We start from the raw sequence: 20,455 nt of genomic DNA on the forward strand, positions 1-20,455 counted from the left end.
CTCCATTCGGGTAAGTTCGAACGTATGAAGGGCGTTCGTGCTCGGTTCCTCATACGCCTCCTGGTCGCGCCGGTCGTCGCCGCGCTGGCGGTGCTGCTGGCCGGTGCGCCGGGCGCGCAGGCGCAGACCGGCGTCTCCGAGATCGGCGCGGCCCTGCGCGAGAGTCCGGTGTACGTGGACCCGGCCGCCTCCGACCTGCTGTCCAAGTCGGACGCGGACGCGCTCGCCGACAAGATCGAGGACGCGGGCGAACCCGTCTTCGTGGCGGTCCTCCCGGCCGGCTACCCGACCGAGAACCTCTTCCAGAACCTCCGTACCGAGACCGGCATCACCGGTCTGTACGGCGTCCGCCTCGGCGACCGCTTCGACGCCCGCGCCGACAGCAGCGTGCTGAGCCGCCAGGGCGTGCACAACCTGGTCACCGCCGTCCAGGGCGCGGGCGACCCCAAGGCACAGCTGAACGACTTCGTCGACGACGCGCTGCGCAGCGTGCGCGGCTCCGCCCCCTCGTCCTGGGACTCCGGCGGCGGCTCCGCGCCCACGGGCGCCCTGATCACCGCGGGCGCGGTGGTGGTCATCGGCGGCGCGGGCGTCTACGCGGTCTCCCGGCGCAACCGCCATCGCCGCGAGGCGGAGCAGCGGGCGGCGCTGGAGCGGCTGCGGGTGGTGGTCGACGAGGACATCACCGCGTTCGGCGAGGAGCTGGACCGCCTGGACTTCCACCCGGCCGAACCGGGCGCCGACGACGCCATGCGGGCGGACTACGAACGCGCCCTGGACGCCTACGAGCAGGCGAAGACGTACATGGCCGACGCCCGCAGACCCGAGGACGTGCGCGCCGTCACCCAGGCGGTGGAGGACGGCCGCTTCTCGCTCGCGCAGCTCGCCGCCCGCCGCGAGGGCAGGCCGCTGCCCGAACGCCGTCCGCCCTGCTTCTTCGACCCGCGCCACGGCCCGTCGGTCGCCGACGCCACCTGGACCCCGCCGGGCGGCGCCACCCGCCAGGTCCCGGTCTGCGCCGCCGACCAGGCCCGGCTCTCCGACGGCCTGGACCCGATGATCCGCGAGGTCGACACCGACCAGGGCCGCCGCCCCTACTGGGACGCGGGCCCGGCCTACGGCCCCTGGGCGGGCGGTTACTTCGGCGGCGGCATCCTCCCCGGCCTGCTGGTCGGCACCATGCTGGGCAGCATGATGGCGGGCCCCGCCTACGGAGCCGGGTACGGCACCGGATACGGCGACTTCGGGGGCTACGAGGGCGGCGACGTCTCGGGCGGCGACTTCGACCCCGGTGACTTCGGGGGCGGCTTCGGCGGAGGCGGCGACTTCGGGGGCGGAGGGGACTTCGGCGGCGGCTTCTGAGGCGCGCGGCGGTCGTCAGCGCCCGGCCTCCGTCGGGCTGTCCTCCGTCGGCCTGGCCCCCGTGGGCCTGCCCGCCGCCGGCCCGGCCCCCGCCGGCCCGGCGCTCGTCGGCTTCCCGGCCGCCGGACGGTCCGCGCCGGAGCGCACGGGCCGCCCACGGTACGCCCCGCCCCCGCCCCCGCGCCCGCCCCCGCGCCCGCCCCGGACGACGACCACGGCCGCGAGGCCGACCGCCAGGCCGAGGGCGGTCTGGACGCCGAACGGCTCACCGAACATGAGAGCACCCCACACGGCCGTGACCGGCGCCATGAGGAACATGAGGGTGTTGACCCCGGTGATGCCGGACCGGCGCAGGATCAGCCAGTACAGGCCGTAGCCGCCGAAGGTCGGCAGGACCACCAGCCAGGCGGTCGCCAGCCAGAACGAGGAACCGGCCGGCGGGGCAGCCGCCCCGAGGCCCAGGGCCAGTCCGGAGAAGAGGACGGCGCTGGTCGCACAGTGGATCGTCAGGGCGACGCGGGGCTCGACCGGCACCCGTGTGCGGCCCTCCAGGAACGTGGCCGCCACCAGCGACAGCATGCCGAGGAACGGAACGAGATAGGCCCACCAGGCCACCTCCGCGCCCGCCGCCCCGGCGTCGGCGACCGTCACCGTGGCCACGCCGGACAGCCCCAGCCACAGCCCGAGCCACTGCCCGCGCGAGACGTACTGGCGCAGCAGGGGACCGGCGAGCGCACCGGCGACGAGTGGCTGGACGCCGTCGATCAGGGCGGTGGTGCCGCTGGAGACGCCCAGCTCGATGGCGTAGTAGACGCTGAGCAGGTAGCCGCTCTGCGACAGCGCGCCGATGGCGATCTGCCGCCCGGCGCCCCGCGGTGTCAGGCCCCGCCAGGCAGCCCGGGAAACGGCCGCGGCGGCCACCAGGGCCACGGCGAGTGGCAGGAAACGCCACATCAGGAGGGTGGGTGTGGCCGCCGTCTCCGCGCCGAGCTTGGCGCCGATGAAACCGGAGCTCCAGCACAGGACGAAGGCGGCCGAGAGCAGGACGTTCACGTCGACCACTTCCGGTTCCGCAGTAGACAGATCGGTATACTCGCTTGGAGTGCCCACTATACAGACCGGTATACTCGGGGTCATGGGTCCGGAAGAGAAACCGCGCCGCGTACGCATGACGCCCGGCGCGCGACGGGTGCTGGAGGCCGCCGAGCGGCTGTTCTACGAGCACGGCATCCACGCCGTCGGTGTGGACACCATCGCCGCCGAGGCCGGGGTGACCAAGAAGACGCTGTACGACCGCTTCGGATCGAAGGAGCAGATCGTCGTCGAGTACCTGGCCGGACGCGACGAGCGCTGGCGGGAGCTGCTCGGCGTACGGCTGGTGGCGGCGGGGGAGGGGCCCGCCGCCCGGGTGGTGGCCGTCTTCGAGGCGTCACGCGCGTGGTCGGAGCGGTACGGCGCCAAGGGGTGCAGCATGATCAACGCGCACGCGGAGATCAGCGATCCGGACCATCCGGCGTACCCGGTCATCACCGGGCAGAAGCGGTGGATGCTCGACCTGTTCACCGGCCTGGCCCGGGACATCGACGCGGCCGGCGCCGACCGGCTGGCGCGGACGCTGATGCTGCTGCACGAGGGGGCGCTGGTCTCCCACGGGGTGGGGGTCCTCCCCGACCCCTTCGGTGCCGCCCTCGACCAGGTGCGGGAGCTGTTGGACAGGTGAGACGGACGGTGGGGCGGGCATGGCGCGGCGCCACGGCGAGCGCCTGCGGCCCCCACGGCACTCCTCGTCATCGACCTGCAGAACACCACGGTCGCCATGGCGCACCGGCCCGCGGAGACGGCCGCCGCGATCGCCGGACTGAGCGAACGGGCCCGGGCGGCCGGGTGACCGTTGTGACCGTGCGGCAGCCGGACGCGGGCATGGTGCCCGGGACCGAGGGCCGGCGGGTGGTGCCCGAGCCGGCCCCGCGGGACGGGACCCGGTCGTGGACAAGACGGCCCCCGACAGCCTCCTGGACACCGACCTCGACGCGATCCGCACGGCGCGCGGTGTCACCGAGGTGATCGTGACCGGGTTCACCACGGCCGGCAGGCGCTGAGCCGGGGGTACGACCTGGTCGTCGTCGCCGACGGGCACACCACATCGGTGCGGACCGGGGCGGACACCGACGACCTCGTCCCGGCGGGCCGCTCGACCGCGCAGGGGAACGCCATTCACCGCATGATCGGCCGGCCCGGCCGCCGCATCCGGGTCCGGCCGCCGCCGACGTGGACTTCGGCGCCCCCGTGAGGGCGCGGGACGTCAGGCCTGCCTGATCGCCGAGATGTCGAAGTTCAGCTTGATCTTGTCGGAGACCAGCACGCCGCCCGTCTCCAGGGCGGCGTTCCAGGTGAGCCCCCACTCCGAGCGCTTGATCTCCGCCTTGCCCTCGAAGCCGACGCGCTCGTTGCCGAACGGGTCCTTGGCGGCGCCGTTGAACTCCAGGTCGATGGTGAGCGGCTTGGTAGTGCCGAGGATCGACAGGTCACCGGTGATGCGGTAGTCGTCGCCGCCCAGGGACTCCGCCTCGGTGGAGCGGAAGGTCATCGTCGGGTGCTCGCCCGTGTTGAAGAAGTCCGAGCTCTTCAGGTGTCCGTCACGGTCGGGGGAACCCGTGTCGATGCTGTCCATCGTGATGTCCAGGGACGCCGTGGAGCGGGACGGGTCGGAGCCGTCCAGGTGCAGCGTGCCGGTGAAGTCGAGGAACTTGCCCTTGACGTTCGTGACCATCGCGTGGCGCGCGGTGAAGCCGATCGTCGTGTGGGCGGGGTCGACGGTGTAGTCGCCGGTCAGCGTGGAGAGGTCGGGGGTGGTGGTCATGACGTCCTCCGGGAAGGCTTGAAGTTGAATGTTCAACCAGTCCAACGGATTCGACTCTAGGGCTATTCCGCGGCGCCATCAACCACCCACGCCGCAGATGTCGAGACATCGTTCCCTCCCGCCCCGCGGCGTGATAGACGGCATGAGCATGACCCCACAGCGCCCCACCGCCCCCACCCGCCGCGCGGTCCTGCTCGCGGCGGCCGCGACCGCCGCCCTCACGTCCGTGCCCCGGGCCGCGGCCGCCACCGCCGACCCCTACGACGCCCTCCGCCGGCGCTGGCTCGACATCACCCTCGGCGCCGGCTACGACCCGAGCGCCGAGCCCTACGCCTCCCGCCTCGCCGAGACCGGAGCCCGCGCCCGCGACCACCGCGCCACCATGGCCCCCGCCGCCACCTCCCTGTGGCCCGGCCACCCCTTCGACCCGCCCGCCGGCATCACCTTCGCCTACGGCCGGCTGTGGACGATGACCGAGGCGTACGTGCAGGACGGCACCGGCTCCACCGGCGACCCGGACCTCCTCGCCGACATCCTGCGCGGCCTCGACCATCTCTCGGCCACCGTCTACCACCCCGGCACCACCCGCTACGGCAACTGGTGGGAGTGGCAGATCGGCAGCCCCCGGCTCCTGATGGACATCACGGCAGCCCTCCACGACCACCTCGGCGCCGACCGAGTGGCCGCCGCCTGTGCCGCCGTCGACCACTTCGTCCCCGACGCGATGCTCGGCGACTACACCGGCACCTCCACCGGCGCCAACCGCGTCGACCTGTGCCGCTCCGTCGCGCTGCGCGGCGTCCTGGGCCGGACCCCCGCCAAGCTCGCCCTGGCCCGCGACGCCCTCTCGCCGGTCTTCCCGTACGTCACCGAGGGGGACGGGCTCTACGCCGACGGCTCGTTCGTCCAGCACACCTGGGTCGCCTACTCGGGGACGTACGGCCAGGTCATGCTGGACGGACTGGGCCGGCTGTTCACCCTGCTGGCCGGCTCCGAGTGGGAGGTGACCGACCCGGGCAAGCAGCTCGTCCTCGACAGCGTCGAACGCGCCTACGCACCCCTGATCCACGACGGCCTCGTCATGGACGTCGTCAACGGGCGGGCCATCAGCCGGGGTTACCTCAAGAGCGACGACCTGCACGTCATGCGCAGCGACCACTTCCACGGCCAGCAGCTCGTCGCCGCCATGGCGGTCCTCGCGGGCGGTGCGAGCGACGCCGAGCGAGAGCGCTGGTACGCCCGGATCAAGGGCTGGATCGAACGGGACACCGTCACCCCGATCCTCACCGCGCCCCAGTTCCCGGTCGCCGACCTGGCCCGGCTGCACGCGATCGCCGAGGCCCCGGGTGAGGCCGCCCCCGAACCCGTCGGCCACCACCTCTTCGCGGCCATGGACCGTGCCGTCCACCGCCGGCCCGCCTTCACCGCGGGCCTCGCCATGGCCAGCGACCGCATCGCCCACTACGAGTGCGGCAACGGCGAGAACCCGCGCGGCTGGCACACCGGAGCGGGCATGCTCACCTGGTGGGCGAACGGAACCGGGCCGGACGGGTCGGATCGGTCCGACCAGTACACAGACTGGTTCTGGCCCACCGTCGACTGGTACCGGCTGCCCGGCACCACCGTCTCCACCAAGCGCCTGGCCGACCGGGCGGGCGGCGAGTGGGGCGAACCCAGACCGGACGTGCGCTGGGTCGGCGGCGCGACCGACGGCGAGTACGCGGCCGTGGGCCAGCACCTCAAGGGGCTCGGCTCCACCCTGGAGGCCCGCAAGTCCTGGTTCTTCCTCGACGACGCCGTGGTCTGCCTGGGCGCCGGCATCACGTGCGCGGACGGCGTACCGGTCGAGACGGTCGTGGACAACCGCAACCTGGGGGAGGGCGGCACCCAGGCCCTCGTACGCGGTCGGCACTGGGCCCATCTGGAGGGTCACGGCGGCTGGATCGTGCCCGAGGGCGTCCTGCGGACCCTGCGCGAGGACCGCACCGGCGCCTGGTCCGACATCAACACCACCAGCACGACCGAGCGCCGCACCCGCCGCCGCCAGACCCTCTGGCTCGACCACGGCACCGACCCGGCCGGGGCCGACTACGTCTACACCGTCATGCCGGGCGCCTCGCGGGCGGCCGTCGCCCGCCGCGCCGCGGACCGTCGCCGGCTCACGGTGCTCGCCAACGACGACCGCCGCCAGGCGGTGACCGTCCCCGCCCTCGGTCTGACGGCCGCCAACTTCTGGCGGGCCGGCACCGCGGGCCCGCTCACCGCGACGGCCGGGGCGAGTGTGCTCGTCCGCAGCCGGGGCCGTACCGCTACGCTCTCCGTGAGCGAACCGCCGCGCACGGGAGAGGCCCTGGAGATCGTCTGGGACCGCCCGGTGGGAGCGGTGCTGCGGGCCGACGAGACGGTCGAGATCCTCGGGACGGGCCGCCGACTGCACCTCCGCGTCACTCCAGGGGTGGTATGTACCACCCATGAATGTGAGGTGACTCTCAGCTGACGGCTTTGTGTGACCCCTACAACCCAGGGGCCCCCTGAGCAGTCGAAAAGGCTGCATGGAGTAGGGGTTCTGTTCAGTGCTACCAGGAAAACGGGCCGGAGACTGTACGGAGTCGACGGCTCGCAATCCTTGCTCGGCTTCGTAGAGTCGCTACATGACCGTTTTGGATGAGGCGCCGGGTGAGCCGACGGACGCGCGCGGACGCGTGGCCGAGCTGCACGAGATCCGTGCGCAGGCGCTGGCCGGGCCGAGCGAGAAGGCGACGGCGGCGCAGCACGCCAAGGGCAAGCTGACAGCACGCGAGCGCATCGAGCTGCTTCTGGACCCCGACTCCTTCCGCGAGGTCGAGCAGCTGCGCCGGCACCGGGCGACCGGGTTCGGTCTGGAGGCCAAGAAGCCGTACACCGACGGTGTCATCACCGGCTGGGGCACGGTCGAGGGCCGCACCGTCTTCGTCTACGCCCACGACTTCCGGATCTTCGGCGGCGCGCTGGGCGAGGCCCACGCCACGAAGATCCACAAGATCATGGACATGGCCATCGCGGCCGGTGCCCCGCTGGTGTCGCTGAACGACGGCGCCGGCGCCCGCATCCAGGAGGGCGTCAGCGCGCTCGCCGGGTACGGCGGCATCTTCCAGCGCAACACCAGGGCGTCCGGCGTCATCCCGCAGATCAGCGTGATGCTCGGCCCGTGCGCGGGCGGCGCGGCCTACAGCCCCGCCCTCACCGACTTCGTCTTCATGGTCCGCGACACCTCGCAGATGTTCATCACGGGCCCCGACGTGGTCAAGGCGGTCACCGGCGAGGAGATCACGCAGAACGGCCTGGGCGGCGCCGACGTGCACGCCGAGACGTCCGGCGTCTGCCACTTCGCCTACGACGACGAGGAGACCTGCCTCGCCGAGGTCCGCTACCTCCTCTCCCTCCTCCCGAAGAACAACCGGGAGAACCCGCCCCGCGCCGAGTCCTCCGACCCGGTGGACCGCCGCTCGGACACGCTCCTCGACCTGGTCCCGGCGGACGGCAACCGCCCGTACGACATGACCAAGGTCATCGAGGAACTCGTCGACGAGGGCGAGTACCTGGAGGTCCACGAGCGCTGGGCCCGCAACATCATCTGCGCGCTGGCCCGCCTCGACGGCCAGGTCGTCGGCATCGTCGCCAACCAGCCGCAGGCCCTGGCCGGCGTCCTGGACATCGAGGCGTCGGAGAAGGCCGCCCGCTTCGTCCAGATGTGCGACGCCTTCAACATCCCGATCATCACCCTTCTGGACGTACCCGGCTTCCTGCCCGGCGTCGACCAGGAGCACGGCGGCATCATCCGCCACGGAGCCAAGCTCCTCTACGCCTACTGCAACGCGACCGTGCCCCGGATCTCGCTGATCCTGCGGAAGGCGTACGGAGGTGCTTACATCGTCATGGACAGCCAGTCCATCGGCGCCGACCTCACCTACGCCTGGCCGACCAACGAGATCGCCGTCATGGGCGCGGAAGGTGCCGCCAACGTCATCTTCCGCCGGCAGATCGCCGACGCCGAGGACCCCGAGGCCATGCGGGCGCGCATGGTCAAGGAGTACAAGTCCGAGCTGATGCACCCCTACTACGCGGCCGAACGCGGCCTGGTCGACGACGTCATCGACCCCGCCGAGACCCGCGAGGTGCTGATCAAGTCCCTGGCGATGCTCCACACCAAGCACGCCGACCTGCCCTCCCGCAAGCACGGCAACCCGCCGCAGTGACCCGAGGAGCCACCTCCATGTCCACTTCCGACATCCGCGTCGAGAAGGGCCACGCCGAGCCCGAGGAAGTCGCCGCCATCACGGCCCTCCTCCTGGCCCGCGCCGCCGCCCGCCCCGCCGAGATCGCCCCGGCCCACGGCGGCGGCCGAGCCCGCGCGGGCTGGCGCCGCCTGGAACGCGAGCCGGGCTTCCGCGCCCCGCACAGCTGGCGCTGACCTGAGACACGAGCGAGGCCCCTCCGTCAGGAGGGGCCTCGCTCGTTCAGGGGCGCGGGGAACTGCGCGACCAGCGACGTACTGCCCGCACCCGGCAACGAAACCGCCCCCTGCAGCCCAGTGGCCGCAGGGGGCGTGTCGCAGCCCGGCGCAGCGGGGTGCCGCCTGCGCGTCAGCGCAACCGGGCCATCAGCGCGTGCTCCACGAGAGTGATGAGCGCCGACTTCGCGTCGGCGCGGTGCCGCGCGTCGGTCGTGATGATCGGCGTGTCCGGGCCGATCTGGAGGGCCTCGCGGACCTCGTCCGGCTGGTACGGCTGCTGGCCGTCGAAGCCGTTGAGCGCGATCACGAACGGCAGACCGCTGTTCTCGAAGTAGTCGACGGCCGGGAAGCAGTCGGCCAGCCGCCTCGTGTCGACCAGGACGATCGCCCCGATGGCGCCGCGCACCAGGTCGTCCCACATGAACCAGAACCGGTCCTGGCCGGGCGTCCCGAAGAGGTACAGGATCAGGTCCTGGTCGAGCGTGATGCGGCCGAAGTCCATGGCGACCGTGGTGGTCGTCTTGTCCCCCGTGTGGGTGAGGTCGTCGATGCCCGCCGAAGCGGATGTCATCACGGCCTCGGTGCGCAGCGGGTTGATCTCCGAGACAGCGCCGACGAACGTGGTCTTGCCCACGCCGAAGCCGCCCGCCACCACGATCTTCGCGGAAGTGGTGGAGCGGGAAGGACCGCCGCTAGAGTTTGCGAAGTCCACTGAGCACCCTTTCGAGCAGTGTCACGTCTGGCTGGCCGCCGGCGCTCTCGTCGCCGCCGGGCTGATGGATGGCGACCAGTCCCGCCTCCGCCAAGTCGGCGACGAGGATCCTGGCCACGCCGAGAGGGATCGTCAGAAGGGCCGAGACCTCGGCCACCGACTTGATCTCCCGGCAGAGGTTGCAGATCCGCTGATGCTCGGGCAGCTGGCCCTGCATCTGGTGCGGCTGCGCGGTGGTGTGCACCAGCGCCTCGATGGCGAGCTGGTAGCGGGGCCTGGTGCGGCCGCCCGTCATGGCGTACGGGCGCACCAGGGGGTTGTTCGACGCCCCGGCGGGCGCCGGCTCGGGGGTGCGGCGCTGCGGCTGCACGGGCTGGATGCGCGGAGCGTGCGGCTGGTCGTACGGCGAAGGGCCGGGGCCCTGCGGCGCGTACGGCTGCCGGTGGTTCGGCACGGAGGGGTAGCCGTACCCGTTCGCCGAGCCGTCGCCTCGGCCCTGACCAGGGCCGTACGACCAGTTGCCCGATGACGGACCGCCTGGGGGTGTTGCCACTTTTTCCTCCTCCGACTGTGCCTGGCACCCATCGCTGTGGAGCCGCGTCCCGAAACTTTACGGCCACGGGACGCCAAAACGCACCGTCTGTCCTTTAGTTGAGAAGGCTCCCTTGGAGCTCCGCCCGCAGATCGGGGGTCAAAACCGTGCCGGCACGGTCCACCAGAAGGGCCATCTCGTACCCAATGAGACCGATGTCCGCCTCGGGGTGTGCGAGAACCGCGAGGGACGAGCCGTCGGAGATGGACATGATGAAGAGGAATCCGCGCTCCATCTCCACAACCGTCTGGTTCACGCTGCCGCCCTCGAAGATGCGCGAGGCGCCGGCGGTCAGCGAGGTCAGGCCGGAGGCGACGGCCGCGAGCTGATCGGCTCGGTCGCGAGGGAACCCTTCGGACATCGCCAGAAGGAGTCCGTCGGCGGAGACCACCACCGTGTGGGACACCCCCGGGGTGTTGTCCACGAAGTTGGTGATCAACCAGTTCAGGTTCTGCGCCGCCTGGCTCATCGGGCTCACACTAACGCTCCTGGTTGTAGGTGCTGTCAGGACCACGGTGTTCATTCCTTGTGTCCTGGCCGTTCGATTCACTGCCTGCGTTGCGGCCTCGCTCGACGCCGCGCCGCAGGTTGCTCAGCCTGCCCCGGACGTCCTCCGGAGCGCGGGAGACCTGGGGGCCTCCCTGTGGAGTGGTCTCGGCCGCGCCCTCGACCAGGTTGGCCTTGGGCACCCGGCGCGGCAGACCCGAGGAGGTCACCCCGCCCGCCTTGGGCTTGCGCAGCGACGAGGCCTGCTGCCAGCGGTCGTCGTTGGCCGACCGCCAGGTGTCCTCGCCGCCCGCCCCCGGCGCGGCGGCCGGCGTCTCCTGGCCCAGGTGCCCCGCATCGCCCGCGCCGCCCGCGGTGGATCCGCGGCGGGGAAGACCGGCGTCGGTCAGCTCGTGGGCGGCGGAGGGGGACGGACCCGGACGGTCGAAGCCTACGCGGTCCGCCTCGGTCACGTCAGCGGCCTCGGCGGATCGCGCCTGAGGGGCACCGGTCGGGTACTGGTCCGGATATCCGTTCTGGTATCCGCCCTGCTGCGGCCAGTCGTCCTGGTGGCGCCGCTGCTCGAAGGGCGCGTAGTTCCCGGACTCCGGCACACCGCCGTCCGGCGCGTAGTACTGCTCGTCGTACGACGCCTGCTGCGGTTCCTGGTACGCCTGCTGCGGGTCGGCGTACGCCGACTGCTGGTCGTACGTTGCGTTCGGCGGCTCCTGGTACGCCCCGCTCGGCTGCTGCTGGTAGCCGTCGAGGGACGGGTCGTAGCCCGGCTGCTGCCCGGTGAACTGGTCCTGGAAGCCGGTGGCCCCGCCGTCCCCGGCGCCGCCCTGGTCCGCGGGACCCGGCAGCTCGGGGTGCGACTGGGCCTCGAGGGCCGCGCGGCGCTCCTCGCGCATCAGCGAGCGGCCCACCGGGTCCAGCTCGCGTATGTCGTCGGGGATCTCGGCGTACCGGCTGTCGTCGAAGCCCAGCTCCGCGGCGGTGCGCATGGGCTGGCCGACCTGGCCCACCTGGCCGAAGTTCTCGCCCTGGAAGTTCTGCTCCGGGATGATCTGCGACACGGTGAACTCGTCGCGCTGCTGCTGCTGCTCGCCGCCGCCACCGTGGGTGATGGCGTCCGGGAGCATGACCAGCGAGGTGGTGCCGGCCTGCTCGCCGGAGGGGCGCAGCTGCACGCGGATGCCGTGCCGGTCGGACAGCCGGCCGACCACGAACAGGCCCATGCGCTGCGAGATCGCGGCGTCCACGGTCGGCGGGTTGGCCAGCTTGTGGTTGATGTCCGCGAAGTCCTCGGCGGTCAGGCCGATGCCCTTGTCGTGGATCTCGACCATCACACGGCCGTCGGGCAGCCGGGTCGCGGTGACGCGGACCTTGGTCTGCGGCGAGGAGAAGGTGGTGGCGTTCTCGAGCAGCTCGGCGAGCAGGTGCACGAGGTCGGTCACGGCGCGGCCGTGGATCTCGGCCTCCGGCACACCGGACAGCTCGATGCGCTCGTACTGCTCCACCTCAGAGGAGGCGGCGCGCAGCACGTCGACCAGCGGGACCGGCTGGTCCCAGCGGCGGCCGGGCTCCTCTCCGGCGAGGACCAGGAGGTTCTCGCCGTTGCGGCGCATCCGGGTGGCCAGGTGGTCCAGCCGGAAGAGGTTCTCCAGCTGGTCCGGGTCGGCCTCGTTGTTCTCCAGGTCGGTGATCAGGCTCAGCTGGCCCTCGATCAGCGACTGGTTGCGGCGCGACAGGTTGGTGAAGATCGCGTTGATGTTGCCCCGCAGCAGGGCCTGCTCGGCGGCGAGCCGGACGGCCTCGCGGTGCACCTGGTCGAAGGCGCGGGCGACCTCGCCGATCTCGTCGGTCGAGGTGATCGGGATGGGCTGCACCCGGGTGTCGACCCGGCCGGGGTCGGTGCGGGAGAGCTGGTCGACCAGCATCGGCAGGCGCTGCTCGGCGATGCCGAAGGCGGCGTTGCGCAGCTGGCGCATGGAGCGGCTCATCCCGCGGGCCACCATGCCGGCCAGGACGAAGGCGGCGAGCAGCGCGATCACGACCGTGGCACCCGTGATGTAGGCGTCCCGCTCGGCGTCGTCGGCGATCGTGGACGCCTCGGACACCGCCTTGTCGGCCAGGTCCGACTCGATCTTCTGGTACGCGTCGAACTTGAGGGTGTTGACCGCCCACCAGTTTTCCGGCGTGATGCCCTGCTGGGCCAGCTCCGCGCGGTCACTGGTGTCGGTGGACTCGAGTCCGGCCAGCTCCGAGATCATCGTCGTCGGGTTGGACGGCGGCGGCACGTAGTCCGGGTCCTTGGTCTTGGCCTCCTTGGCCATGGCCGCGCCGTCCGCCTTGAGCTTCGCCTCGGCGTCCTCGAGCTTCTGCGCGTCCGCCTCGGTGCCGCCGCCGATGTACTCCTCGACCGCGATGCGCTCCAGGTAGGCGTACGAGGAGAGCGCGACGCGCTGGCTGGCGAGGTGGCCGGGCTCCGGACCCGGCTTGACCAGCATGTGCATGCCGATGGAGCGCTCCAGGGAGAGCGCGGCCTTGGTCAGGGAGATCGCGTAGACCGTACGCCCGTAGGAGGTGATGTTGCCGGTGCCCAGACCGAGCTCGTTGGCGAACTCCATCAAGGGGTGGGCGACACCGGTGTAGCCCTCCTCGGTCTCCACGCCCTTGAGCTTGGAGGTGTACGCGGCCGCCCGCAGCGTCTGGAGCTTGGGCTCCTGCTCGCGGAACACCTTCAGCCGGCGCTCCAGGCCGGCCTTGCCGGGCATGCCCTGGGCCGCCGCGTCGAAGGTGTCGGCCGCCTCGTCGGTGGCCTGGCGGGCCGCGGCGACGGTGGTGTCCTTCTCACCCTTGCCCTGCAACAGGGGGGCCGCGGTGATGTCGCGCTCGTTGTAGAGGGCGTTGGCGTAGCCGAGGGAGGCGCGCACGAGACGCGCGGTGCTCTCGGCGTCCTCGGCGTCCTGCCAGGTGTCGATCGAGCTCTTCACCTGGAAGCCGCCCATGACGAGGCCGACCAGCACGGGTATGAGCAGGATCGCGTTCAGCCGGGTGGTCACCCGCCAGTTGCGCGGCGTGAAACGGCCACCGCTCGGCGCGGGCGGCTCGGCCTTGGGTTCCGCGGCGGGGGCGGGGGCGGGCGCCGCTGTGCGCGGCGGCGGGGTGAAGTTGCCCCGGGCCGATGGCTCGGGACTGTTCTTGCTTCGCCTCACTCGACCAACAACCTCTCGGCGGTCGGCACCTGTGTCGTGCCGCTGTGTCTCAGAACCCACTCCGTCAGTCATCGAGTACGCGCTACTGCTGAGTACGTCTTAGACCATGGGGCAGTTCTGGCATTCCAGCACGGCGACCAGCGCTCTTCCAAACAGTGGAACGAGGGGGTTACACGTGATGTAAGCCCCACGTAAAACGGTCATAAAGAGCGAGGTCCGTCAAAAGACGGGGCGTTCGTGCGCGCAGCGAGACCAGTTGACCGCGTCGCGTGTCGGTACCACCCGATTCCTCTGCCGAAACGTTATGAACAGCGGAGCCGACCGTGTCAAAGGACACAGTCGGCTCCGAACCGTCTACGACAAGTGCCGTAGACCCCTGCCGACTTGGCTGCGGCGGTCGGTGGACCTACCGCAGACGGGCCATCAGCGCGTGCTCGACCAGCGTGATCAGAGCCGACTTCGCGTCGGCGCGATGCCGGGCGTCGGTCGTGATGATCGGGGTGTCCGGGCCGATCTGCAGCGCCTCGCGCACCTCGTCCGGCGAGTACGGCTGCTGGCCGTCGAAGCCGTTGAGCGCGACGACGAACGGCAGACCGCTGTTCTCGAAGTAGTCGACGGCCGGGAAGCAGTCGGCCAGCCGGCGGGTGTCGCACAGCACGACCGCGCCGATGGCGCCGCGCACCAGGTCGTCCCACATGAACCAGAACCGGTCCTGGCCGGGCGTGCCGAACAGGTACAGGATCAGGTCCTGGTCGAGCGTGATGCGGCCGAAGTCCATGGCGACCGTGGTGGTCGTCTTGTCCCCGGCGTGCGTGAGGTCGTCGATCCCGGCGCTGGCCGAGGTCATCACGGCCTCGGTGCGCAGTGGGTTGATCTCGGAGACGGCGCCCACGAACGTGGTCTTGCCGACGCCGAAGCCGCCGGCCACCACGATCTTCGCGGAGGTGGTCGCCCGCCCTCCGTCAGAGCTTTCGAAGTCCACTGAGCACCCTTTCGAGCAGTGTCACGTCAGGCGCACCGCCGTTGTTCTCGTCTCCGCCAGGCTGGTGAATGGCGACGAGTCCTGCCTCCGCGAGGTCCGCGACCAGGATCCGTGCCACACCGAGCGGCATCGCCAGCAGGGCCGACACCTCGGCCACCGATTTCACCTCGCGGCACAAGTGGCAGATCCGCTGGTGCTCGGGAAGCAGCCCCATGAGCGCTGCCGGGTCGGCCGTCGTACTGATCAGCGCCTCGATGGCGAGCTGGTAGCGCGGCCTGGTCCGGCCACCGGTCATCGCGTAGGGACGTACCAGCGGCTGGTCGCCCTCGTCCTCGTACGGCTCCGCGTACGGATCATGAGAGGCGGTGGGCGGGGTCATGAATCCTCCGGGCGGGACAGCAAGTCGGTCAGTCAAGCCGTCTGACGAGGCCGGTGGGGGGATTGTGGCGGCCGGACGGTGATTTGGTAACACGGGTGGTGCCGGGGCCGATCAGTGGAGCAGACTGCCTTGTAGTTCGGCGCGCAGGTCGGGTGTGAGGACCGCACCCGCGCGGTCGACCAGGAGCGCCATCTCGTAGCCGACGAGGCCGATGTCGCACTCCGGGTGTGCGAGGACGGCCAGGGACGAGCCGTCCGAGACGGACATGAGGAAGAGGAACCCTCGCTCCATCTCCACGACCGTCTGCGCCACGTTGCCGCCCTCGAAGATCCGGGACGCCCCGGCGGTCAGTGAGGTCAGCCCCGAGGCGACGGCCGCGAGCTGGTCGGCGCGGTCGCGAGGGAAGCCCTCGGACATCGCCAGGAGGAGTCCGTCGGCGGACACGACGACGGTGTGGGACACCCCCGGGGTGTTGTCCACGAAATTCGTGATCAACCAGTTGAGGTTCTGTGCCGCCTGGCTCATCGGGCTCAACTAACGCTCCTGCTGGTGAGTGGGCCGCGGGTAGCTGCCGGTCTGGTTGGTACCGGCCTGACGGCCCTGTGCGATTCCCCGACGGAGATTGGTCAGCCGGCCGCGCACGTCGTCGGGCGCACGCGAAACCGCCGGACCGCTCTGGTGCGACTGCTGCTGAGCCGTCCCCGGGACGAGGTTGGCCCGGGGTACCCGGCGCGGAAGGCCGGAGGTGGTGACCCCGCCCGCGGCCGGCTGCCTGACGCGCTCCGCCTGCCGGACGAGATCGTCGTTCGGCGAGCTGCGCCAGGCCGAGGTGGCCGGCCGCTGGGGGGCCGCCGGGGTCTGGGGCTGGGCGGCCTGCGGCTCCGGGGACGCGACCGGGGCGGCCTGCTGCGCCCTCGCCTCGCGGTCACCGTGGAACCAGTTGGTCTCCAGCGTGTCGTACAGCGGCGTACGTCCGTCACCGGGACCGGAGGCCGGGGGCAGGGCCCAGCCGTCTCCGGGTCGCTGCGCGGGAGTTCCGTTGGTGTTCTGACCCGCGGGCTCCTGCGGAACCGGTCGCTGCGGGGCCGGCGGGCGCGGGGCGCCGAAGTCGTTCCCGCCCTGCGTGCCACCCACCTGCGGACGCTCGAACTGTCCCGTGACGGCCGGGTTCTGACGACCCGGCAGGTCGCGCCGCCCGGTCGAGCCGTTGTCGTAGCCCTGGGTGGCGGCGAACCGGTCGGCCGCAGCCTGGCCGTTCGGCGCAGGCTGACCGCCGAAGACGTCCGAGCGGACGAAGGCTCCGCCGTCCTGCTGCGGGGCGGCCGGCTCGGGCCGCGCGAACTGGTCGTTCTGCGGGGCGTCCTGGCCGAACCGAGCCTGGTCGTACTGGTCCTGGCCGGGCGTGGCCTGACCGTACTGGCCCGGTGCGTACTGGTCCTGCCCGTACTGACCCTGCTGCCCGTACTGGTCCTCGTACTCGTTCCGCGCGTCGTACTGGTTCTGGCCGGGCTGGGCGAACTGGCCCGTGTCCTGCGACTCGTCCCGCCGGGGCGCCGGGGCGTCGAAGTCGGGGCGGGCGAACTCGGCCGTGGCGGCGGGGGACTGGGGCTCGCCGAACCGGGGCACGGCCGGCATCTCGGCGGTCGAGCCCGGGCCCTGACGCTCGTCGAGGCGCGGCGTCCGGTCGGTGCGGGAACTGTCCGGCTCGTCGTGACCGCGCGGGGCGTCCAGCGAGGCCCGCGGCACCGGCGGCTGCGCGTTCTCGTCGCTCCAGCTGGGCACCCGCGGCTGCGGGTTCCCGCCGGGCAGTTCGGCCCGCGGACCGCCGCGCGGCGGCAGCTGCGGACGACGGCCCTGCTCGGCGTCGCCGTTGCCGCCCCGCTTGCGCTGCGGAGGCGCGCCGGGAGTGCGGCTGCCGCCGAACATGTCCTGGCCCTGCGAGGCGTTGTTCGCCGGCGCGTTGCCCTGCGGCGCGTTCATGCCCGCGGCCTGCAGGCCCTGCGGAGCACCGGGCGCCTGCTGACCGGCACCGGCACCCGCGCCGGCCGGAGCCGGACGGTTCTGCTGGCCCGGGACCGCGGGGGACTGCGGACCGCGCGCGCCACCCGGCGCACCCGGGCGGCCGCCCGCGTCGCGCCCGGGCAGTGCGGCCCGCGGTCCCTGGCCGGCACCGAGCCGGCCGGCCGGCGCACCGGCGCCGAGGGCACCGCCGCCGCTTCCACCGCCGAAGGCACCGCTGCCCGCGAGGGCACCGCCGCCCTGGCCGCCACGGCGGGCCGCGGCGACACCGGCGGCCGCCTGGGCGGCGGCCGGACCGCCGTTGCCCGCGCCGGGCTGACCCGGCTTGGGCTGCGGCTTGCGGCCGCCCTGGGCGACGTCGACGGGCAGCATGACCAGCGCGGTGGTACCGCCGGAGTCGGAGGGACGCAGCTGGATCCGGATGCCGTGGCGCTGCGAGAGGCGGCCGACCACGAACAGACCCATGCGGCGGGAGACGGAGACGTCCACGGTGGGCGGCGAGGCGAGCCGCTCGTTGATCGCGGCCAGGTCCTCCGGCGAGAGGCCGATGCCGGTGTCGTGGATCTCGATCAGCACCCGGCCGTCGGGCAGCGCGTGACCGGTGACCTTGACCTTGGTCTGCGGGGAGGAGAACGAGGTCGCGTTCTCCAGCAGCTCGGCGAGCAGGTGCACGAGGTCGTTGACCACGCGGCCGGCGACCTCGGTGCTCGGCACCGAGGCGAGCTCGATGCGCTCGTACTGCTCCACCTCGGAGGCGGCGGCACGGAGCACGTCGACCAGCGGCACCGGACGGGTCCAGCGGCGGCCGGGCTCCTCACCCGCGAGGACGAGGAGGTTCTCACCGTTACGGCGCATACGCGTGGCGAGGTGGTCGAGCTTGAACAGCGAGGAGAGCTGGTCCGGGTCGGCCTCGCGGGACTCCAGTTCGGAGATGAGCGAGAGCTGACGCTGGATGAGGCCCTGGGAACGGCGCGAGAGGTTGGTGAACATCGCGTTGACGTTGCCCCGCAGCAGGGCCTGCTCGGCGGCGAGGCGGACCGCCTCGCGGTGCACGTCGTCGAAGGCCGCGGCCACTCGGCCGATCTCGTCCCGGGAGTGCACACCGACCGACTCCACCGAGGTGTCGACGTCCTGCGGGTCGGTCTCGGAGAGCTGCTTGACCAGCTCGGGCAGGCGGTCCTGGGCGACCTTGGTCGCGGTGTCCTCCAGGCGGCGCAGCGAGCGGATCATGGACCGGGCCACGACGAACGCGCCGACCAGGGAGACGCCGAGCACGAGCAGGATGAGGACACCGGAGATGATGGCCTCTTGCTCGGACTCGTTGCGCAGCTCGCGGGCCTGCTGCTCCATGTCCTCCAGCAGCTTCAGCTCGATGTTCTTCATCTGCTGGATCTTGGTGGAGCTGTCGTCCAGCCAGTCCTGGTAGGACCGGGCCTTCAGGCTGGCCAGACCGTCCTTCTTGCCGACGGCGCGGCCGGCGTACTGGTCGGACGCCTCGATCACCGGGTTGCCCTCGGAGATCGGCTTGAGCAGGTCCTCCGCGCCCTCGCCGTAGATGCTGGTGAAGCTGCGGATCTCGGACGTCTGACTCTGCAGCGCGGACTGGGCGTACAGCCGGTCGTTCTCGGCGAGATCGCCCTTGCTGGTGTTGTTCGCGGGGAGGGCCGCGGCGAGGACCGCGCGCTGGATGGACGCGTACTCCTTGGCCGAGGAGAAGGCCGACAGGGCGCGGGTGCGCTGGATCATGTCGGGGTTGCTGGTCGCCTCCGCCATGTCCTGCGAGAGGTCGAGCAGGTGGGTGATCAGGCGGTGGTAGGCCTCGACCGTCTGGGTCGAGTTGTCCTGCGCCGTGTACGCCGTGCTGCGGATCTTGGTCAGGTCGTTCAGGTCGCTCGCGATGCCGACGAGGCTGTCGCGGACGCCGACGAGCTTGCCGTCCTTGCTCGCCGCGTCGATCTGCTCGGACTTGTCGAGGAAGTTCTTCAGGGCCCGGTCGGTCTGCTCACGGTCGCCCTTGACGGCGATCGCGCTGGACTTCGAGCCGTGGGCCAGCGGACCGGCGGACTGGTCGCGCTCCTCCTGGAGCGCGGCGGCCAGCTCCGTGGCCTGCTTGGTCATCTCGGTCAGCAGCTTCATGTTCTCGAGCTGCTGGATGTCGTCCAGCGACTGGTTGATGCGCAGCGCGCCCAGCGAGGTCGCCGCGACCACCGGAAGCGCCAGCAGCGACACCAGACGGGTGGAGATCCGCCAGTTGCGCAGGGCTATTCGCGGGCCGGGGCCGGTCGAGCCCTTGGCCGGCTTGCTGGGCGACTGCTGGCCGGGAGCGGACGGGCCGGCGGCCTGACCGGCGCGCTCCCCGTTGTCGCCGGGCTGGGTCTGGCCCGGGTTCTGGGCGTGCTGGGGCGAGGAGCTGACGGCCTTGGGGCCAGTCCCGCCCTGCGGCTCCGGCTCCGCCGAAGCGCTGCCATCCCTCTTGAAACGTCCCTGCACTAGCGTCGCAACCTCTGGACCAGGCGCCCCTCCGCGTGAACGGCTGGGCACGGTGTCGGCGTCAAAGGGGCGCCCTGAATACGCCCCTGTGTTGGTCGTGAGTGACCGGCGCTGGTTCCCCCTTCTCACCGCCGCTCGGCGCTGGTGTGCGCCCCCTGTGCGCCGGCTCGATCCCGCGGCGGTCCGTGGAATTCCAGCACAGTGCAGGATCTCCAACAAGGCCCGTGGGGCAGGCCGTGAGATACGTGACAGCACGTGAGGGCCGAGTCACCAGACGTAGAAGGTGATCACCCGCAAACCGGACGTATGTCCGCGAGTCGTCGAGGTGCGGAGGGTGTCCCAGTCGACATGATCAGCAGCGGAATGATGCCTTCAGGTGTGCAATGTCGGTTTAGTCGGAGTGCGCTTGCCGTCGCAATTGACCGGTTTGACCCTTGATAAGTGAGCAAACTCACATCCGGATCATGGACTCCTCCACGGTTCACGGGGAATCGCGTGTTTAGCCTGACGCTTTACAGAGAAGGCAAAACCGACAACCCGCGCCCTCGCAGGGGCTTCAGCCGCTCCTCGGGCGCCCGGACACGACAGGGCCACGTACAACCGTGAAGACGACGATGATGTTCCACAAGATCGCCAACCCGCGGCGCACGACGCTGGCGCACCTCCAGGACGCCGACGAACTGCAGACGCCGGAGCAGCCGGAGCACGCCGTCGAGCTCCCCGCCCAGACCGCCAACCCCCGCCGCACGATCCTCATGGAGGCCCCGGTCGCGGCGTCGGTCGCAGAGTAGTACGACACCGGGACGAGGACCGTTCAGCGTCTGCCCGGGCAGGCCCGCCGCGTTAGCCTGGAGCGTCAGACT

Annotated in this window: 17 protein-coding genes; 7 read left to right on the plus strand and 10 right to left on the minus strand. The window is 71.6% G+C overall.

The window, feature by feature from the left end; genetic code table 11:
• Positions 1 to 24 precede the first annotated feature (24 nt).
• Entirely contained in the window at positions 25 to 1,362 is a 1,338-nt protein-coding gene (locus C4J65_RS24700; protein ID WP_115744363.1) for a hypothetical protein, read from the plus strand.
• A 15-nt stretch (positions 1,363 to 1,377) separates the two neighbouring features.
• Here C4J65_RS24700 and C4J65_RS24705 read toward each other — a convergent pair whose 3' ends face one another.
• Positions 1,378 to 2,415, minus strand: a complete 1,038-nt coding sequence (locus C4J65_RS24705) for a DMT family transporter (RefSeq protein WP_115746615.1) — start codon at positions 2,413 to 2,415, stop codon at positions 1,378 to 1,380.
• Between the two features lie 82 nt (positions 2,416 to 2,497).
• Between C4J65_RS24705 and C4J65_RS24710 the strand changes: the two genes are divergently transcribed.
• Both C4J65_RS24710 and C4J65_RS37210 read left to right on the plus strand, forming a co-directional pair.
• On the plus strand, positions 2,498 to 3,082 hold the full coding sequence (locus C4J65_RS24710) for a TetR/AcrR family transcriptional regulator (protein WP_115744364.1): 585 nt from the start codon (positions 2,498 to 2,500) through the stop codon (positions 3,080 to 3,082).
• 265 nt (positions 3,083 to 3,347) lie between these two features.
• Positions 3,348 to 3,461, plus strand: a complete 114-nt coding sequence (locus C4J65_RS37210) for a hypothetical protein (protein ID WP_115744365.1) — start codon at positions 3,348 to 3,350, stop codon at positions 3,459 to 3,461.
• A gap of 203 nt (positions 3,462 to 3,664) precedes the next feature.
• Here the strand turns inward: C4J65_RS37210 and C4J65_RS24720 are convergent, their stop codons facing one another.
• Entirely contained in the window at positions 3,665 to 4,222 is a 558-nt protein-coding gene (locus C4J65_RS24720; RefSeq protein WP_115744366.1) for a YceI family protein, read from the minus strand.
• Between the two features lie 148 nt (positions 4,223 to 4,370).
• On the opposite strand from C4J65_RS24720, the gene C4J65_RS24725 reads away from it, so the two are divergent.
• The 3 genes from C4J65_RS24725 to C4J65_RS24735 all read left to right on the plus strand — a co-directional run bounded on the left by C4J65_RS24725 (position 4,371) and on the right by C4J65_RS24735 (position 8,672).
• Positions 4,371 to 6,719, plus strand: coding sequence for a polysaccharide lyase 8 family protein (locus C4J65_RS24725; RefSeq protein WP_115746616.1), 2,349 nt, complete (start codon positions 4,371 to 4,373; stop codon positions 6,717 to 6,719).
• Positions 6,720 to 6,873: 154 nt separating this feature from the next.
• On the plus strand, positions 6,874 to 8,457 hold the full coding sequence (locus C4J65_RS24730; RefSeq protein ID WP_115744367.1) for an acyl-CoA carboxylase subunit beta: 1,584 nt from the start codon (positions 6,874 to 6,876) through the stop codon (positions 8,455 to 8,457).
• A 17-nt stretch (positions 8,458 to 8,474) separates the two neighbouring features.
• Positions 8,475 to 8,672: an acyl-CoA carboxylase epsilon subunit gene (locus C4J65_RS24735; RefSeq protein ID WP_115744368.1), complete on the plus strand. Its 198-nt coding sequence runs from the start codon at positions 8,475 to 8,477 to the stop codon at positions 8,670 to 8,672.
• Between the two features lie 172 nt (positions 8,673 to 8,844).
• Here C4J65_RS24735 and C4J65_RS24740 read toward each other — a convergent pair whose 3' ends face one another.
• The 8 genes from C4J65_RS24740 to C4J65_RS24775 form a co-directional block, all read right to left on the minus strand.
• Complete coding sequence (locus C4J65_RS24740; RefSeq protein ID WP_162833338.1) at positions 8,845 to 9,426, minus strand: ATP/GTP-binding protein; 582 nt, start codon at positions 9,424 to 9,426, stop codon at positions 8,845 to 8,847.
• Positions 9,407 to 9,979 carry a DUF742 domain-containing protein gene (locus C4J65_RS24745; protein ID WP_115744369.1) on the minus strand — a complete coding sequence of 191 codons (573 nt, stop codon included), beginning with the start codon at positions 9,977 to 9,979 and terminating at the stop codon, positions 9,407 to 9,409. The genes C4J65_RS24740 and C4J65_RS24745 overlap by 20 nt, the downstream gene beginning before the upstream one ends.
• 94 nt (positions 9,980 to 10,073) lie before the next feature.
• Complete coding sequence (locus C4J65_RS24750) at positions 10,074 to 10,487, minus strand: roadblock/LC7 domain-containing protein (protein WP_004983065.1); 414 nt, start codon at positions 10,485 to 10,487, stop codon at positions 10,074 to 10,076.
• 10 nt (positions 10,488 to 10,497) lie between these two features.
• Entirely contained in the window at positions 10,498 to 13,722 is a 3,225-nt protein-coding gene (locus C4J65_RS24755; protein WP_162833339.1) for a nitrate- and nitrite sensing domain-containing protein, read from the minus strand.
• A gap of 406 nt (positions 13,723 to 14,128) precedes the next feature.
• Positions 14,129 to 14,704 carry an ATP/GTP-binding protein gene (locus tag C4J65_RS24760; RefSeq protein ID WP_003973455.1) on the minus strand — a complete coding sequence of 192 codons (576 nt, stop codon included), beginning with the start codon at positions 14,702 to 14,704 and terminating at the stop codon, positions 14,129 to 14,131.
• Positions 14,685 to 15,083, minus strand: coding sequence for a DUF742 domain-containing protein (locus C4J65_RS24765; RefSeq protein ID WP_003973454.1), 399 nt, complete (start codon positions 15,081 to 15,083; stop codon positions 14,685 to 14,687). Before C4J65_RS24765 ends, C4J65_RS24760 begins: the two co-directional genes overlap by 20 nt.
• 111 nt (positions 15,084 to 15,194) lie before the next feature.
• On the minus strand, positions 15,195 to 15,608 hold the full coding sequence (locus tag C4J65_RS24770) for a roadblock/LC7 domain-containing protein (RefSeq protein WP_003973453.1): 414 nt from the start codon (positions 15,606 to 15,608) through the stop codon (positions 15,195 to 15,197).
• Between the two features lie 9 nt (positions 15,609 to 15,617).
• A complete protein-coding gene (locus C4J65_RS24775; protein WP_115744371.1) occupies positions 15,618 to 19,592 on the minus strand; it encodes a nitrate- and nitrite sensing domain-containing protein in 3,975 nt (1,324 codons plus the stop codon).
• A 602-nt stretch (positions 19,593 to 20,194) separates the two neighbouring features.
• Between C4J65_RS24775 and C4J65_RS24780 the strand changes: the two genes are divergently transcribed.
• Complete coding sequence (locus tag C4J65_RS24780) at positions 20,195 to 20,383, plus strand: hypothetical protein (protein WP_162832949.1); 189 nt, start codon at positions 20,195 to 20,197, stop codon at positions 20,381 to 20,383.
• Positions 20,384 to 20,455 lie beyond the last annotated feature (72 nt).

The sequence above is a fragment of the Streptomyces sp. CB09001 genome (genome assembly GCF_003369795.1).
GTDB lineage: Bacteria > Actinomycetota > Actinomycetes > Streptomycetales > Streptomycetaceae > Streptomyces.

Coding starts and splice junctions, on each gene's coding strand:
- C4J65_RS24770 (WP_003973453.1), bottom strand. CDS start 15,608: ATGAGCCAGGCGGCACAGAACCTCAACTGGTTGATCACGAATTTCGTG.
- C4J65_RS24735 (WP_115744368.1), top strand. CDS start 8,475: ATGTCCACTTCCGACATCCGCGTCGAGAAGGGCCACGCCGAGCCCGAG.
- C4J65_RS24750 (WP_004983065.1), bottom strand. CDS start 10,487: ATGAGCCAGGCGGCGCAGAACCTGAACTGGTTGATCACCAACTTCGTG.
- C4J65_RS24730 (WP_115744367.1), top strand. CDS start 6,874: ATGACCGTTTTGGATGAGGCGCCGGGTGAGCCGACGGACGCGCGCGGA.
- C4J65_RS24725 (WP_115746616.1), top strand. CDS start 4,371: ATGACCCCACAGCGCCCCACCGCCCCCACCCGCCGCGCGGTCCTGCTC.
- C4J65_RS24765 (WP_003973454.1), bottom strand. CDS start 15,083: ATGACCCCGCCCACCGCCTCTCATGATCCGTACGCGGAGCCGTACGAG.
- C4J65_RS24720 (WP_115744366.1), bottom strand. CDS start 4,222: ATGACCACCACCCCCGACCTCTCCACGCTGACCGGCGACTACACCGTC.
- C4J65_RS24710 (WP_115744364.1), top strand. CDS start 2,498: ATGGGTCCGGAAGAGAAACCGCGCCGCGTACGCATGACGCCCGGCGCG.
- C4J65_RS24700 (WP_115744363.1), top strand. CDS start 25: ATGAAGGGCGTTCGTGCTCGGTTCCTCATACGCCTCCTGGTCGCGCCG.